Below are 15,834 nucleotides of genomic sequence, written 5' to 3'. Positions count from 1 at the left end.
CCTGTCTGTCCATAGTGATTAATGTAGCACCGCCAACTTGCGGTGCTTTTTTTTCGCTTATCTCGCTGTTAATGCTCGATTTCTTTCATCTCTTTCACATCACTGCGATTGATTTGCTGTTTGTTCCCGTTTGCATCTTTGTACGAAATCATCCCAGTATCATTATCGGTAGACGGTTTCCCTTCCGAAACGATAGATCGACCATCGTTGGTATGCATCACGTAGTTATTACCGGAACAGGCGCTCAGGGCAAAAGTAAACACACAGGCTGAGATGATTGCGGCTGTCTTTTTCATGATTATTCTCCTTTAGCAATTAATGCTATTCAAACCTCGATTTATAACAGGCTAAAACATCCACCTAACACTATTTAGCATAACCTGCTTTTCCGAGGTCGCCAGGATATGCAGACAAATCTTATAGATACCAACCTCCTTGCCCTGCCGATGAAATTGCGCGACGATCTCTTTATCGACACGAGGAATTCCATGAACGCTTTCAGTCCTGCGCACTTTCGCGCACAGTTTCCGGCGCTGGCCGATGCCGGTATTTACCTTGATAGCGCTGCCACGGCCCTGAGGCCTCAGGCGGTCATTGAAGCAACGCAGCAATTCTACAGCCTGAGTGCAGGCAATGTGCATCGCAGCCAGTACGCTGAAGCGCAGCGTCTTACTGCGCGCTATGAGGCCGCTCGCGATCGGGTCGCACGGCTGATTAATGCCGAAAGCGGGAAAAATATTGTCTGGACGCGCGGCACCACCGAGGCCATCAATATGGTGGCCCAGTGCTACGCACGTCCGCGGCTTCAACCGGGCGATGAAATCATCGTCAGCGAGGCTGAACATCATGCCAACCTGGTGCCGTGGCTGATGGTGGCAGAGCAAACGGGCGCGCGCATTGTGAAGCTCCCGCTGGGTGCCGATTTACTGCCGGACGTGGCGCGTTTACCAGAGCTTACCACCCCCCGCAGCCGGATTCTGGCGCTGGGGCAGATGTCTAACGTTACCGGTGGCTGTCCAGATCTGGCTAAAGCCATTGCGTTCGCTCATGCCAGCAATATGGTGGTGATGGTCGACGGTGCGCAGGGCGTGGTGCATTTTCCGGCGGATGTGCAAACACTGGATATTGATTTCTATGCCTTTTCAGGACACAAGTTGTACGGGCCAACCGGCATCGGGGCCTTGTACGGCAAGCCTGAACTGCTGGCGCAAATGACGCCGTGGCTCGGCGGCGGAAAGATGATCGCCGAAGTCACCTTCGACGGCTTTAAAACCCAGGAGGTGCCTTACCGTCTGGAAGCCGGTACGCCGAACGTGGCGGGCGTGATTGGCTTCAGCGCAGCGCTTGAGTGGCTGGAAGAAACGGACGTGGCTCAGGCTGAAAGCTGGAGCCGGGGTCTGGCTACGCTTGCAGAAGAAGAGCTTAAAAAACGCCCCGGTTTCCGCTCGTTCCGCGTGCAGGATTCCAGCCTGCTCGCCTTTGATTTTGCAGGCGTGCATCACAGTGATATGGTCACGCTGCTGGCGGAATATGGCATCGCCCTGCGCGCCGGACAGCACTGCGCCCAGCCGCTGCTAACGGCGCTTGGCGTTAGCGGTACGCTACGTGCTTCCTTCGCGCCCTATAACACACAAAGCGATGTTGACGCGCTGGTTGCCGCCGTTGACCGCGCCCTTGAATTACTGGTGGATTAATGACTAGCGCTGCTTTAGCCGGGCATCCGTTCGGCACCGCGATCACCGAAGAGACGTTAAAACAGACCTTCGCCCCGCTTACACAGTGGGAAGATAAATATCGTCAGTTGATCCTGCTGGGTAAACAGCTCCCTGCGCTTTCAGACGATCTCAAAGCGCAAGCGAAAGAGATTGCAGGCTGTGAAAACCGCGTCTGGCTGGGGTATAGCCTCTCCGGCGAGAAACTGCACTTCTTTGGCGACAGCGAAGGCCGTATCGTCAGAGGGCTGCTGGCGGTGCTGTTAACCGCAGTGGAAGGGAAAAACGCGACAGAATTGCTGGCACATTCGCCGCTGGCGTTGTTTGATGAGCTTGGGCTGCGCGCGCAGCTCAGCGCCTCGCGCGGTCAGGGGTTGATCGCGCTCAGCGACGCGGTACAGGACGCAGCGCGTCAGACTCAGGCCTGACGTTCCGCCTTCGCCATCATCTTCTTCAGGGCGTGAGAGACCGCCACAAAGCCAAAGGAGGCGGTCACCATGGTGGCCGCACCAAAGCCGGAGGCGCAATCCATTCGTTTTGGCCCTTCCGCCGTACTCTTCATCGCACAGACAGACCCATCTGCCTGGGGATAAACCAGCGCTTCAGTTGAGAACACACAGTCAACACCCAGCTTGCCTTTGCTGTTCTTCACCACGTTGAAGTCGCTTTTCAGGCGTTCGCGAAGCTTGGCGGCCAGCGGATCCTGGATCGTTTTCGCCAGATCGGCCACCTGGATCTGCGTCGGATCGATTTGACCGCCCGCCCCGCCCGTCGTGACCAGCGGCACCTTGTAGCGACGGCAGTATGCGATCAGCGCCGCTTTTGGCCGCACGCTGTCGATGGCGTCAATCACATAGCTGTAGCCTTTGCTCATGTACTCCGCGACGTTATCTGCCGTCACAAAATCGTCGATCACCGTCACGCGGCACTCGGGGTTGATGAGACGAATACGCTCCGCCATCACCTCAGACTTCGCCAGGCCGACGCTATCACGCAGGGCGTGAATTTGACGGTTGGTGTTGGTCACGCAAACGTCATCCATGTCAATCAGCGTGATTGCGCCAATACCGGTTCTCGCCAGCGCTTCTGCCGCCCACGACCCTACACCACCAATGCCCACGACGCAGACATGCGCATCCGCAAACAGCTGGAGGGCTTTTTCACCATATAAACGTGCCGTACCGCCAAAACGCTGGCGCCAGGCGTCGCTGATTACCACAGACATAAAACCTCAGATGTAAAAAGGGTGAGGTTTTCCTCACCCTGAACAGTAATCCGTATTGCGCTCAGAATACCACAATCAGCCGCTGAATACGTTTCCGGCACCCGGTGCCGCCTTCAGCACCCATACGCGTCCGTAGTGGTTATACCAGCCCGCACGATGGCCTGCGTCAGGGCCAATACCCTGATAGATGTCGAAGTGCTGGCCTTTGATTGCACCGCCGACGTCCAGCGCCACCATCAGGCGTAACTCATACTTGCCGTTAAATTTGCCGTTGTTGTCCAGCAGAGGAACCTCAGCAAGCAGCGTGGTGCCCGCAGGAATAATCGACCGATCCGAGGCGACCGATGCGCGACCAATCAACGGTACCGCACTCGCCCCTTTCACCGGCGCGAAGTTTTGCGGTTTAAAGAAGACGAACGACGGGTTCTGCTCCAGCAGCTCACGCACTTCGGCCTCGCTGTGTTTTTCGCCCCACTCGCGGATCGCCTGCATCGACATATCTTCTTTCTTTACTTCACCACGGTCGATCAGCACCTTGCCGATGCTGCGATAGGCATGACCGTTTTTACCGGAATAGCTGAAGAAGTTAAGCGGCGAACCATCACCGAAATCAATGTACCCGCTGCCCTGAACATCCATGATGAAGTTATCCATCAGCGAGTTGCTGTAGGCCAGGATGTAATTTTCGCTCAGCGCACCGGCGTAGATCTCCGCACGAGACGGCAAGCGGCCGCGTTTTGGCGGCATACGGTAGATAGGATACTGGAACTCGCCCTGGCGGGTGTGTCTCGCCTGAATCACTGGCGTGTAATACCCGGTGAACTGAACGTTGCCGTAATTATCCGCCCCTTCCATCTGCCAGGCATCAATACCAAACTGGCGCATATTGCGCGTATCACCGCCCGCACGCAGCCAGTCCTGCACCGCGCTATAGACATTATTCTGTGAGCCATACAGACGCGGTGACGCATTGCGGATCTGGTAGACCTGCTCGGAGAAATCTCCGGCATTGATCGGTGCGCCGACCGCATCAGGCTGATTAACTAAAGAGAAAGGCTGGGATAACTTCCCGTCTTTATACTGTTGACCACGATCGGTCGGTTTGGAAGAACAGGCCGCAAGAATCGCTACCATTGCGCCCGTCATCAGATACTTCGCCCAACGTCCTTTCATTATATCTCGTCTTTAAGTTGCCCTTATCCGCGTGATGAAGATAACAAACCGCCAGGGCTAATGAAATGCAATCACATGCCCTTTGGCAAATTTTGCGCAAAAAATAGTCCAAACCAAGCCATGTCGTTCAATTTGCATACAAAATCATGATTTATGTGAAAAAGGGGTTGCATCACAAACCTATCCGAGTATAGTGCGCATCCACGGACGCGGGGTGGAGCAGCCTGGTAGCTCGTCGGGCTCATAACCCGAAGGTCGTCGGTTCAAATCCGGCCCCCGCAACCAATTAAAATTTGATGAAGTATCTTCTACGACTGTAGAAAGACGGACGCGGGGTGGAGCAGCCTGGTAGCTCGTCGGGCTCATAACCCGAAGGTCGTCGGTTCAAATCCGGCCCCCGCAACCAATCAAATTTGAAGAAGTAAGTTTCTACGACTGTAGAAAGACGGACGCGGGGTGGAGCAGCCTGGTAGCTCGTCGGGCTCATAACCCGAAGGTCGTCGGTTCAAATCCGGCCCCCGCAACCAACACTTCTAAAAACAATAAACACCCTTAAGGGTGTTTTTTTGTATCTGCAGTTTGTGAAACTGCCGGGCGATAACCCGGCGTACAGCACTAACCACGTCGCGCCAGCGTCGCCCCGTCTGAGAAATACGCCCGTATCCCTGCCAGAATCGACTCCGCCACTTCCTGCTGGAACTTAGCGGTCTTCAGCTTGCGCTCCTCTTCCACGTTACTGATAAACGCGGTTTCGACCAGGATGGACGGAATATCCGGCGCTTTCAGTACCGCAAACCCAGCCTGCTCGACGCTGTTTTTATGCAGCTTATTGATATTACCCAGCTTGCCCAGCACCGCTTTGCCAAATTTCAGGCTGTCGGTGATGGTTAATGATTGCACCATATCGAACATGGTGTGATCGACGTAGCGGTCGCCGCTCTTGCCCACGCCACCAATTAAGTCCGAGGCGTTCTGCGTATCCGCAAGGTATCTTGCCGCAGTACTGGTCGCCCCTTTGGTCGAGAGTGCAAAAACCGATGAACCGCTCGGTTGGCGACTGGTAAAGGCATCCGCATGGATGGAGACGAACAGATCCGCGCGCTGCTTCTGCGCTTTCGCCACGCGAACTTTCAGCGGAATAAAGACATCCTCATTACGCGTCATGTAGGCGCGCATATTGCCTTCTTTATCAATCAATGCCTTCAGGCGACGGGCGATCTGCAGCACCACATCTTTTTCACGGGTGTGATATTTCCCGACGGCACCGGAGTCTTCCCCGCCGTGGCCGGGATCGAGCATGATCACAATAGGACGATCGCGCCCTGCTTTACCCGGCTGTGGGCCGCTTTGCGCGGGCGGAACCTGACGTTCGAGATCGCCTTTGTTGTAATCCTCCAGAAGCGCCAGAAGCGGATCCTGGATGTCCGTTGCGTTGGCGGGATAAAGATCCATCACCAGACGCTCTTTAAACGTTGCTACCGGCGCAAGCGCAAACAGCTGCGGTTTCACGTTCTGCTTCAGTTCAAACACCATACGAACCGTCTGCGGATCAAACTGGCCAACGCGCGCTGACTTGATAAAAGGATCGTCACCGCGGATCTGCGCCGCCATCCCCTTAAGCACAGAATTGAGGTTTACACCTTCGAGATCCACGACCACACGTTCAGGATTGCTGAGGGCAAATTGCTTATATTTCAGCACGCGATTGGATTCGACCGTCACGCGCGTATAGGTCGACGACGGCCAGACGCGCACCGCCACCACCTGGCTTGTGGCAGCAAGACCGACCTGACTGACGCTAAGCAACCACATTGCCCCGGCCCCTTTTAACAAACGGCGGCGGCTTATTGCTGAATTGGATCCCGACATGCTTCTCCCGAGCAAGAAAACGAACTGATATACAAAATGTCCAGATTGACCGAAAACTTTAACGAATGACGCATAAACTGTCATCTATAAAAGGGTAAACAATCATACGTTAACGCACGGATTACTTATTCTTTTCTGTGTGTCGCGGAAAATTTAGGCTTGCACACGCGGCTATAATCGAATAAAAATACAGAAATTACGAATAAACATTCATTAAGGGTTGTGCCATGGTGAAGGAACGTAGAACCGAACTGGTCCAGGGATTCCGCCATTCTGTTCCCTATATCAACGCCCATCGGGGGAAAACGTTCGTCATCATGCTCGGCGGCGAAGCCATTGAGCATGAAAATTTTTCCAGTATCGTCAATGATATAGGCCTTCTGCACAGCCTCGGCATCCGCCTGGTTGTTGTGTATGGCGCACGCCCGCAGATCGATGCCAACCTGGCCTCTCATCAGCATGAGCCTATTTATCACAAACATACCCGCGTGACGGATGCGAAAACGCTTGAACTGGTGAAACAGGCTGCGGGTCTGCTGCAGCTGGACATTACCGCCCGCCTGTCGATGAGCCTGAACAATACGCCGCTGCAGGGCGCGCATATTAACGTCGTGAGCGGCAACTTCATCATCGCTCAGCCGCTTGGCGTGGACGACGGCGTGGATTATTGCCACAGCGGTCGTATTCGTCGTATCGATGAAGAGGCCATTCACCGCCAGCTGGACAGCGGTGCCATCGTGCTGATGGGTCCGGTCGCGGTTTCTGTAACGGGCGAAAGTTTTAACCTGACGTCTGAAGAGATTGCCACCCAGCTTGCTATCAAGCTGAAAGCGGAAAAAATGATTGGGTTTTGTTCCTCGCAGGGTGTCGAAAACGATGAAGGGATGATTGTGCCTGAACTATTTCCCAACGAAGCGCAGGCGCGCGTTGAAGCGCTCGAAGAAGCGGGAGATTACCACTCCGGCACCGTGCGCTTTCTGCGCGGAGCAGTGAAAGCCTGCCGCAGCGGCGTGCGCCGTAGCCACCTGATCAGCTATCAGGAAGACGGTGCGCTGCTGCAAGAGCTGTTCTCCCGCGACGGTATTGGTACGCAGATTGTGATGGAGAGCGCCGAGCAGATCCGCCGCGCGACCATCAACGATATTGGCGGCATTCTGGAACTGATCCGTCCGCTGGAACAGCAGGGAATTCTGGTTCGCCGTTCACGCGAGCAGCTGGAGATGGAGATCGACAAATTCACCATCATCCAGCGCGATAACCTGACCATCGCCTGTGCCGCGCTCTATCCGTTCCCGGAGGAGAAGATCGGCGAAATGGCCTGCGTTGCCGTGCATCCTGACTACCGCAGCTCTTCCCGCGGCGAGATGCTGCTGGAGCGTGTGGCAGCTCAGGCGCGGCAGATTGGGCTCAGCAAGCTGTTTGTTCTGACGACCCGCAGCATTCACTGGTTCCAGGAACGCGGCTTTACGCCGGTCGACATTGATTCACTGCCGGAAAGCAAGAAAGAGATGTACAACTATCAGCGTCGTTCAAAAGTGCTAATGGCTGACCTGGGATAATACAGCGCCCTCACTGGACGGTGAGGGCGTTTTACTTAGAGGGACTCGAATATCGCACTTAAGCCACTTCGACGTTCCGTTCGCGCGGCAATGGCCTGTACCAGAACGCGTTCATCGGTATAGAGCGACAGCCGCTGGCGCGCGCGGGTAATGGCGGTGTAAATCAGCTCTCGGGTGATGACGGGTGACAGCTGCGTAGGCAGGATCAGCGCCGCATGATTAAACTCAGAGCCCTGGGATTTGTGTACCGTCATCGCCCACGCCGTATCATGCTCGGGCAGACGGCTTGGCTGTACGGACTTCACGCTTCCCTCAGGCATCATGAACCAGACGCGCAGCCCCTGACCGCGATCGAGCGCAATTCCGATATCCCCGTTAAACAAGCCCAGCGCGCTGTCATTGCGGGAGATCATTACCGGTCGCCCCTCATACCAGCGCGAATGCGGCAAACGGTTGATTTTACGCTTCTGCGCCAGCAGCTGTTCCAGCCTGTCGTTTAGCCCACTGACGCCAAACGGCCCCTCCCTCAGCGCACACAGGAGCTGATATTCACCGAACGCAGCAATGACCTGCTCCGGCGTATTCTGCTGTTGTACACAGGTCAGGAAGTGCTGATATCCCTCCAGCGCGTCATCCAGCATCGCCTGATACTCTTCACTGCTTTGCAGCGATTTTTTCTCGATGTCGGTAAAGGTGCCGTCAAACACCCCGCGCGTGCTGTGCCGATCGCCGCAGTTTACCGCAGCAGCCAACTGGCCGATGCCGGAGTCGCTGCCGAAACGGTAACTTTTTTGCAGCAGGCACAGGCTGTCGCGCAGCGCCCCCGCTACCGGGGAGTTATCGGGCTCGAGCGCGCAGCCGGTCAGGCGTGCCAGCTCCTGAGCACGCGCAGCGGTATAGCCAAAACTGGCGTAGGTGCAAATATCCCCCAGCACCGCTCCGGCTTCCACAGAGGCAAGCTGGTCGCGATCGCCAAGGAAAATAACCCGCGCGTGAGGCGGCAGCGCATCAATCAGCCGCGACATCATCGTCAGGTCGATCATTGAGGCTTCATCCACCACCAGCACGTCCAGATGCAGCGGGTTGCCGGCATGATATCGCAGCCGCTGGCTGCCCGGCTGTGCGCCAAGCAGACGGTGTAAGGTGCTGGCCTCATTGGGAAAAAGTGCAAGCTGCGCCTCGGTTAGCGGCAGTTTTTGCAGCGCCCCACCCAACGACTCCGTGAGTCGCGCCGCGGCTTTACCGGTAGGTGCGGCCAGCCGGATACGGCATTTCTGCTCGCCAGATAGCTGAATCAGCGCCGCGAGAAGTTTTGCTACCGTGGTGGTTTTCCCGGTGCCCGGGCCGCCAGAAATCACCGAAATCCGCCGCGTTAAGGCCACGGCCCGCCGCCACTTTTTGCCAGTCGATGGCCTCACCCGAGCTAAACAGGCCATCCAGCGTTTGTCGAAGCTGCGCTTCATCACACGGAAGCGGGGCATTCGTTTCGCTGAAAAAGCGCGCCACCGTCAGCTCGTTGCGCCACAGGCGGTTAAGGTATAAACGCTCGCCGTTCAGGATCATCGGCGTTTGCGTTTCGGCCCCGCTGACGGCGGGAGAGCGGAGTAATACAGCCTGCCAGTCCACCGATTCCCCCAGCAGAACGAAACAGGACTGCAATGCCGCAGGCATTTGTTCATCTGGCACCAGACGCGAAAGCGGCAGGCAAACGTGCCCTTCTCCCGCGTCTTTGCTGAGGAGAGCGGCAGCGAGCATCACCTCCGGCTCCTCGCCCGACACCATCATGGCGAACTGAACGTCAAGGGGGCGCAGCACGCGTTGTTCCACGGCTTCCAGCAATAGTTCCTGCATCGTCATGCCATCTCCTCCGTGGTTGTGGCAAACAACTCATCCATCTTTTCTATCAATGCCGCGTCCGGGCGTGTGCTGAAAATGCCGGAGTTGGGATCCGTAGCGTCCACCCCGCGCAGGAAGAGATAAATAACGCCGCCGAAATGATCTTCATAACGGTAATCGGCAATGCGGTGGCGCAGATAGCGATGCAGAGCCAGCGTATAAAGCTGATACTGCAAATCGTAGCGATGCTGCTGCATGGCTGATGCCATCGCGTCTTGCGTGTAGGCGTCGCTGCTGTCCCCCAGCCAGTTCGATTTGTAATCCAGCAGGTAGTAACGCCCTTCGTGGCGGAAAACCAGGTCGATAAAACCTTTTAACATCCCCTGAACCTGGCGGAAGTTCAAGGGCGGGCAGCCAGCGGAAAGCGGATCGTACTCACGGATCAACGCATCAAGCGCATCGGCTTTAAGCGGGCTGGCGATAGGGAGATAAAACTCCATTTCCACCTGTTTGTCTTTAGCGGTCAACTGGCTGAGCGAAATCCCCTGCTGCGTGAGCGGTGCCTGTAAAATCGCAGTGACCCAGTCGGTGAGGACGGGCTGCCATTTCTCGTCAAAGCCGCCGCTCTGGAGCATTTTCAGCACCCACTCCGTAGAAACCGGCTGGGTGAAATCCAGTTCTTCAAACAGGCTGTGTAAAAAAGTGCCGGGTGACGCGCCGCGTGGGAACTGATGCGGAGTCAGGGCAGGCTCAGGATGAACGTCTCCCACTCCGGCGGCATCCACATCCAGCTTCGGCATCAGATCCTGCGCAATGCTCTGCCCATGCTGCTGTAAACCGGAGTAACTGGTTACGCGCCAGTCGTCAGCGAGAGTTCGCTTGATTTGCCGGGCATTCAGATCGGCAACAGACTGCTCCGGCATCTGCCAGCGGCTGTTATCCGGCGATGAGGGAATATGCAGAGCAATATGGTCACCACACAGCGCCTCGATGCACTGGCGCAGCCCTGCCGCATCTTTTGGCTCTCCGAGCTGAATAAGACGTCCCAGCGCGCTTAAATGGAAATCAGTCTCTCCTGACTTCTCACCGCGGCGACGAAACAGCGGCGCAATACCCAGACTGCAGTGCCAGACCGAGCGGGTCAGCGCCACGTAGAGCAGGCGTAAATCCTCTGCCAGACGTTCAGCCTCCGCCAGCTCAACGCTGGATTCCGCTTTACTGAGATCGAGCACGGCTTCAAATGATTCACGGTCGTGGTAAAAGGCCTGGTCCTGCACGCGGTAGTTGGCGATAAACGGGAGCCAGACCAGCGGATACTCAAGACCTTTCGACTTGTGAATGGTGACGATCTGCACCAGATGCTTATCGCTTTCGAGGCGCATCTGCTGACTGGATGAATTGCTGTTCGGATCGGCAATCTGCTGTGACAGCCAGCGCACCAGCGCATGCTCGCTTTCGAGCTGCGTTCCCGCTTCCTGCAACAGCTCGCTGATATGCAGAATATCGGTCAGGCGGCGCTCACCGCCTGCAGTGGCGAGCATATTCTCCGCAATCTGACGCTTCGCCATCAGCTCGCGCAGCATGGCCATTACGCCGCGTTTTTGCCAGCGTTCCCGGTAGTGAGCAAACTCTTCTACGACGTTATCCCATGCTTCCTCGTCGTTGTTTAGCGCGTCAATATCTCGGGCATTCAACCCCATCATTGCGCTGGCCAGGGCGCTGCGAAGCGTGCTTTCACGCTCGGGAGCCAACACGGCCTGCAGCAGCCATAGCATTTCCTGAGCTTCCAGAGTTTCAAAGACGCTGTCGCGATTCGAGAGATAGACGGACGGGATGTTGAGCAAGGTCAGCGCATCGCGGACCAGCGCCGCCTCCTGGCGACTGCGCACCAGCACCGTAATATCGGATGCCTTGACGGGGTTCGCCTGCTCCCCTCGCCATAACACGGCTTCGCCACGCGCTCCGGCACTCAGCCAGTCGCGGATCTGTGCGGCACAGTGCTGCGCCATCGCACTTTGATAATCCCCAACGCCACAGCCTTCACCGTCGAGTAGCCAAAGGTTCATGGCTGGCTGAGTCACGCCATTGAACTCAAAGCGCAACGAGGCATTTTTTTCAGCAAACTTGACCGGCAGGAAAGGAATTTCACGGAACATAAACGCCGCGTCCATCTGCTTAAAGAGCGTGTTGACGCTTTCCACCATACCCGGAGCGGATCGCCAGTTAGTCTCTAAGGTGTAATGGGCTGCAACTTCGCTACGGGCCTTCATGTAGGTAAAAATGTCGGCGCCACGGAAGGCGTAAATCGCCTGCTTCGGGTCACCGATCAACAGCAGCGCGGTGTCGGGCTGCTGACGCCAGATACGGCGGAAAATACGGTATTGCTGGGGGTCCGTATCCTGAAACTCATCGATCATCGCCACCGGAAAACGCGTGCGGATTGCCGCAGCGAGCGCTTCGCCATTTTCACTGCACAGCGCGGCGTCCAGACGGCTTAGCATATCGTCAAAGCCCAGCTCACCCCGACGGCGTTTTTCACGCGCCACGGCTTCACGGATTTCCGTCATGGCGCGGGTAATCATTAAGTCGTTAAGCGTTAACGGCTCAGCCAGTAGACTCTCGATGGCAACAAAAAGAGGATGCTCTGGCACGATGCCATCGGCTTTCGTCCGCTCGGTCAAAAAACGCTGGGAGAACTTTTCCAGAGCATCCGGAAGCTGATAGCCTCGCGTCTCTTCCTGTGCCCAGGCGCTGATCTTGTCGATCCATTTGCCCTGATTGCCGCGGTTAAATTTTTTCCTGTCAATACCGGAGTTTTCGAGGATCGAGGCAATTTCACCGACGGACGCATTCCACTTTTGCTTCAAGGTCGCAATTTGCGTGACGATCTTTTCATGGCGTGATGCGAGCGTTTCGTCCGCTGGCGGCGGTGATTTGATGACGGGCGCTTCCCCCTGTAGATAGCGATCGATAGCACGCAAAAGCTCTTCAGGGCCTTTCCACAACGCATGCACCGCTTCGGCGATGTCACGCTGCAGGGGGTAGCAGTGGCGACGCCAGAAATCTGCGCAGGCCTGATAGCGAAGCTCAGACTCGTCTTCAATGAGCTGCTGTTCAAACAGCATGCCGGACTCAAAGGCATTCAGGCTCAGCATGCGCTGACAAAAACCGTGGATGGTGAAAACGGACGCTTCATCCATTTGCCGTTCCGCCAGCAGCAGCCACTGCGCAGCCTGCTGCTTATCGGCAATTTCTTCCAGAAGGCTGGCGTAAAGCGGGTTATCGGTGCTCTGTCGCAGGCAAGCGATGCGCAGCTCGTGAATATTGGCACGGATACGGCCACGCAGCTCGGCGGTAGCTGCTTCGGTGAAGGTCACCACCAGCAGCTCCTCCACGCTTAACGGACGCGGAAAAGCGGCAGTACCGCCAAGCCCTAACAGCAGACGCAGATAGAGCGCGGCGATAGTGTAGGTTTTTCCCGTTCCCGCTGAGGCTTCAATCAATCGTTCACCCTGTAGAGGTAAACGTAAGGGATCAAGGGACTCAGCGGTATCGGTCATTCTTTCTTACTCCAGGGCATTGATTGCTGCAGCGCAGTGACGCTCTTCCAGATTTTCCAGCCTTTCGGGTTTACGTAATCCGTTTTGCCATTTTGGCTACCGGAAACCTGAGACAGAATGGCGATCCCCTGCGGTTTAATCACCGCCTGATGGAAGAAGTCGGCAACCTTCTGAGGCGTCAGCTGTTTTATTTCGGCCACTACTTTATCACGCGAATCAAACTTCAGATTACCCCGATCAAAATCTTTGCTCAGTTGAGAAGCTTCCTCACCCAGCGTTTGCGGTGCCTGCATCACCTGCGCGATGACCGCCTGCTGGATCTGGGCAAACTCGTCTGGCTTCATGGCGCGCAGTTTTGCTTCCGCCTGCGGGAAGAAAGCCTGATAGCGCTGCCAGAGGTAGGCAGGCTGTTTATCACTGCTTTGCAGCAGGAAGCCAAGACCCCACTGGCGGCCCACGTTCATGGAAAAGGCGAAGACCGCATAGCCAAGCTGCTCTTCAGTACGCAACTGGTTGTAGAACCATGGCTGGATGATTTGTCCGAGAACAGCACTCTGCGCAGAACTGGCAAACTCATCATACCCGGTCGGAACAAACACGGCGGCCAGCGCGGAATCGGTGCTGCTACCCGCTTTTTCGAAAATCACATTTTGCTTTTTCTCAACCAGCACGTCCTGATTGCGACACCACTCGTCACCTTTTGAACCCAGCTGTGTACGGACATTTTGCGCCAGGGTTTTAGCCTGATCTTCGCTCATGTTCCCCACGATCAGGAACTCCGGGCGCGTATTGACCTTCAGCCCGTCACGGTAAGCCAGCACGTCTTTTAAGGTGATCGAAGGCAACAGCGCACGGCGCTCTTCACGCTGGAAGTAAGGGATCTGCGACAGCATTTGCGCAGGCATGATCGCCATATCGTAGGCTTTGCCCTTCTCCGCGGAATCCATCATCTGCGCATACCACGATTTGGCCTGCTCAAGCTGCTCTTCCGTCGGCGTGTAGCTGAAATACCCTTCCAGCAGTGCCTGGAACAGCTGAGGCAAACGCTGGGTATAGCCGTTTGCATTGAGCATCAAACCGTTGTTGGCGTTGGTGGAGAAACTGATGCCGCCCACGGCCGCCTGGTTGCTAAGCTGATCGAGCGCAATCCCGGCGAGATAGTCATTGAGCGCGAACATCACCTGATTTTTAGCGCTATTCATCGCTTTCGGGTTACGCAGCACCACGCTGACATCGGCTTTTGGCTCACTTGCGAAATAGCGGCTGGGGGTATACACCACGCGCAGCGTCGGCTCATCAATGATAAGCGCCGGATGTGGGTAATCTTTAGTCGTTTTGATCAGCGAGAAGTCATCCGGAATATAAGGGTTCAGCTCCGGCAGCTTTAACGCAATCTCTCCAGCCTTCTTCTGCCAGTCGGCGTAGGTCTGCGCGCTTATTTTATCCACCTGATAGGGGGCATCGACAAAATACGCCGTCTTGTTATGCGGTTCGTTCGGGCTGATGTACCAGATGCGGGCATTCTCCGGCGTCATCATCGCCAGGCGGGCTTTTACCGCCTCGGCGTCATACCGGTCGGCAATATTGACCGCATCAAGAGTGTGTTCCACCGGCACGCGGATCATGGTGTCCGCCAGCCACTCAACGTAATCCATGTCGCGGGTAATGGACGGGTAACGAAAATCGAGATCCAGCACGTGGGCGAGTTCATCAAAGTAGCGCTTATCGACGCCTTTCTCGCGCAGTAAAGAGAGGTAGCTGAAAATCGCTGCTACCACTTCATCACGATTTGCCAGCCCTTTGTCGGTCAGGGTGGCGGAGATCGCCAGCACGCCACTATTGCCGTTCACAACCGGATCGGAATCGGCGCGAATACCTTCCACCAGCCCATGTTTTTGCAGCCAGTCAGAAAGCGTACCCGGACTACGGTTACCTATCAGGTAGGTCACGAGCTCATCGGTTTTACTGCGAAACTGTGCGGTGTTGTTATCGATGCGGAATTCCACACGCAGCACTTTGCGCGGCAGCGCCGGCACGTAGTGGATAACGATCCCTTTTTGCGCGTCCGTGACCACCGGGACGTCTATCTGCGGCCTGTCGATATTTTTATTCGGCACCCGGCCAAACGTTTTAGCCGCCATGCCTGCCAGTTCTGGCAACGGTTTATTGCTGTAGATGACCGCTTTCATCAGGTTGGCGGAGTAGTATTTATCGCGGAACGCGTGCAGGGCATCAAGCACCGGGCTGTTCGGTTTGTCGCTTAACGTCTCCAGGTTACCGCCGGAGAAACGCGAACCCGGGTGCGCAGGGTTGATGGTTTCAGCGCTAACCTGGGCCATGCGCATACCGTCTCGCGTGCGGGCCATGGTCAGCTCGGCATTCACCGCATTGCGTTCACGATCGGCATACTTTTTATCCAGCAAGGGGGCGGCGATGGAATCAGCAAGGCGATCGACTGCGCCTTCCAGCGCATCATTTTCGACTTCAAGATAAAAAGCCGTGCGGTACGGTGCCGTGCTGGCATTATGGCTGCCGCCATGCATTTTCAGAAATTCGGACAGGCTATCTGGCTGAGGGTATTTTTTTGACCCCATCAGGGTCATATGTTCCAGATAGTGTGCAAGCCCAGGATGAGCGTCAGGATCTTCCAGCGATCCAACCGGCACCACTAATGCCGAAAGGGATTTCACCGCCTGCGGATCGGAAACCAGCAGTACGGTCATGCCGTTATCAAGACGAATAGCCTGATATTGGCGGGTATCTTTTTCGCTTTTACGAATAGTTTCCTGAACGGGTTGCCAACCGGAGTCTGCCTGAGTGATGGGTACCCAGAGGGCGAAAAACAAAACAAACGCTTTAAACAAGGTGCTACCTCTTTATCACGGCTACATCATTAATAC

Annotated in this window: 9 protein-coding genes, 3 tRNA genes and 1 pseudogene; 6 read left to right on the top strand and 7 right to left on the bottom strand. The window is 55.9% G+C overall.

All coding sequences use genetic code 11. The features are described from left to right. Window positions 1–68 precede the first annotated feature (68 nt). Entirely contained in the window at window positions 69–296 is a 228-nt protein-coding gene (locus tag EXW94_RS12100; protein ID WP_010435104.1) for a YgdI/YgdR family lipoprotein, read from the bottom strand. A gap of 192 nt (window positions 297–488) precedes the next feature. On the opposite strand from EXW94_RS12100, the gene csdA reads away from it, so the two are divergent. Beyond that, the gene (gene csdA, locus EXW94_RS12095) at window positions 489–1,694 is read left to right on the top strand and encodes a cysteine desulfurase CsdA (protein WP_174340213.1); all 1,206 of its coding nucleotides are present in this window, start codon (window positions 489–491) and stop codon (window positions 1,692–1,694) included. Beyond that, window positions 1,694–2,140 carry a cysteine desulfurase sulfur acceptor subunit CsdE gene (csdE, locus tag EXW94_RS12090; RefSeq protein WP_174340194.1) on the top strand — a complete coding sequence of 149 codons (447 nt, stop codon included), beginning with the start codon at window positions 1,694–1,696 and terminating at the stop codon, window positions 2,138–2,140. Before csdA ends, csdE begins: the two co-directional genes overlap by 1 nt. Here csdE and tcdA read toward each other — a convergent pair. Both tcdA and mltA read right to left on the bottom strand, forming a co-directional pair. Continuing rightward, the gene (gene tcdA / locus EXW94_RS12085; RefSeq protein ID WP_008499651.1) at window positions 2,131–2,937 is read right to left on the bottom strand and encodes a tRNA cyclic N6-threonylcarbamoyladenosine(37) synthase TcdA; all 807 of its coding nucleotides are present in this window, start codon (window positions 2,935–2,937) and stop codon (window positions 2,131–2,133) included. The two genes, csdE and tcdA, sit on opposite strands and share 10 nt — an antisense overlap. Window positions 2,938–3,012: 75 nt before the next feature. Beyond that, window positions 3,013–4,110: a murein transglycosylase A gene (mltA, locus tag EXW94_RS12080; RefSeq protein ID WP_108416355.1), complete on the bottom strand. Its 1,098-nt coding sequence runs from the start codon at window positions 4,108–4,110 to the stop codon at window positions 3,013–3,015. A gap of 208 nt (window positions 4,111–4,318) precedes the next feature. On the opposite strand from mltA, the gene EXW94_RS12075 reads away from it, so the two are divergent. The 3 genes from EXW94_RS12075 (at window position 4,319) to EXW94_RS12065 (ending at window position 4,637) form a co-directional block, all read left to right on the top strand. Beyond that, window positions 4,319–4,395, top strand: a tRNA-Met gene (locus EXW94_RS12075). A 44-nt stretch (window positions 4,396–4,439) separates the two neighbouring features. Next, window positions 4,440–4,516, top strand: a tRNA-Met gene (locus EXW94_RS12070). Window positions 4,517–4,560: 44 nt separating this feature from the next. Beyond that, window positions 4,561–4,637, top strand: a tRNA-Met gene (locus EXW94_RS12065). An 88-nt stretch (window positions 4,638–4,725) separates the two neighbouring features. On the opposite strand, the gene amiC is transcribed toward EXW94_RS12065, so the two are convergent. Continuing rightward, entirely contained in the window at window positions 4,726–5,979 is a 1,254-nt protein-coding gene (gene amiC / locus EXW94_RS12060) for an N-acetylmuramoyl-L-alanine amidase AmiC (RefSeq protein WP_089601161.1), read from the bottom strand. A 227-nt stretch (window positions 5,980–6,206) separates the two neighbouring features. Here amiC and argA point away from each other — a divergent pair, with 227 nt between their 5' ends. Further along, entirely contained in the window at window positions 6,207–7,538 is a 1,332-nt protein-coding gene (gene argA, locus EXW94_RS12055) for an amino-acid N-acetyltransferase (protein ID WP_010435120.1), read from the top strand. A gap of 35 nt (window positions 7,539–7,573) precedes the next feature. Here the strand turns inward: argA and recD are convergent. From recD to ptrA, 3 genes and pseudogenes are all read right to left on the bottom strand, one after another. Then, window positions 7,574–9,395 (bottom strand): annotated as a pseudogene (gene recD, locus EXW94_RS12050) (exodeoxyribonuclease V subunit alpha). Further along, the gene (gene recB, locus EXW94_RS12045) at window positions 9,392–12,934 is read right to left on the bottom strand and encodes an exodeoxyribonuclease V subunit beta (protein WP_174340193.1); all 3,543 of its coding nucleotides are present in this window, start codon (window positions 12,932–12,934) and stop codon (window positions 9,392–9,394) included. Before recB ends, recD begins: the two are co-directional and overlap by 4 nt. Continuing rightward, window positions 12,931–15,798, bottom strand: coding sequence for a pitrilysin (ptrA, locus tag EXW94_RS12040; RefSeq protein ID WP_174340192.1), 2,868 nt, complete (start codon window positions 15,796–15,798; stop codon window positions 12,931–12,933). Before ptrA ends, recB begins: the two co-directional genes overlap by 4 nt. Between the last annotated feature and the right edge of the window lie 36 nt (window positions 15,799–15,834).

The sequence above is a fragment of the Enterobacter sp. JMULE2 genome (assembly GCF_013337145.1).
GTDB classification, from domain to species: domain Bacteria; phylum Pseudomonadota; class Gammaproteobacteria; order Enterobacterales; family Enterobacteriaceae; genus Enterobacter; species Enterobacter mori.
Note: the sequence above shows the minus strand (reverse complement) of the source record. Positions and strands in the feature narration are given on the sequence as shown.

Excerpts from the sequence above, each read along its gene's own strand:
- csdA (WP_174340213.1), top strand. The coding sequence starts at position 489 with ATGAACGCTTTCAGTCCTGCGCACTTTCGCGCACAGTTTCCGGCGCTG.
- tcdA (WP_008499651.1), bottom strand. The coding sequence starts at position 2,937 with ATGTCTGTGGTAATCAGCGACGCCTGGCGCCAGCGTTTTGGCGGTACG.
- EXW94_RS12100 (WP_010435104.1), bottom strand. The coding sequence starts at position 296 with ATGAAAAAGACAGCCGCAATCATCTCAGCCTGTGTGTTTACTTTTGCC.
- amiC (WP_089601161.1), bottom strand. The coding sequence starts at position 5,979 with ATGTCGGGATCCAATTCAGCAATAAGCCGCCGCCGTTTGTTAAAAGGG.
- recB (WP_174340193.1), bottom strand. The coding sequence starts at position 12,934 with ATGACCGATACCGCTGAGTCCCTTGATCCCTTACGTTTACCTCTACAG.
- mltA (WP_108416355.1), bottom strand. The coding sequence starts at position 4,110 with ATGAAAGGACGTTGGGCGAAGTATCTGATGACGGGCGCAATGGTAGCG.
- argA (WP_010435120.1), top strand. The coding sequence starts at position 6,207 with ATGGTGAAGGAACGTAGAACCGAACTGGTCCAGGGATTCCGCCATTCT.
- csdE (WP_174340194.1), top strand. The coding sequence starts at position 1,694 with ATGACTAGCGCTGCTTTAGCCGGGCATCCGTTCGGCACCGCGATCACC.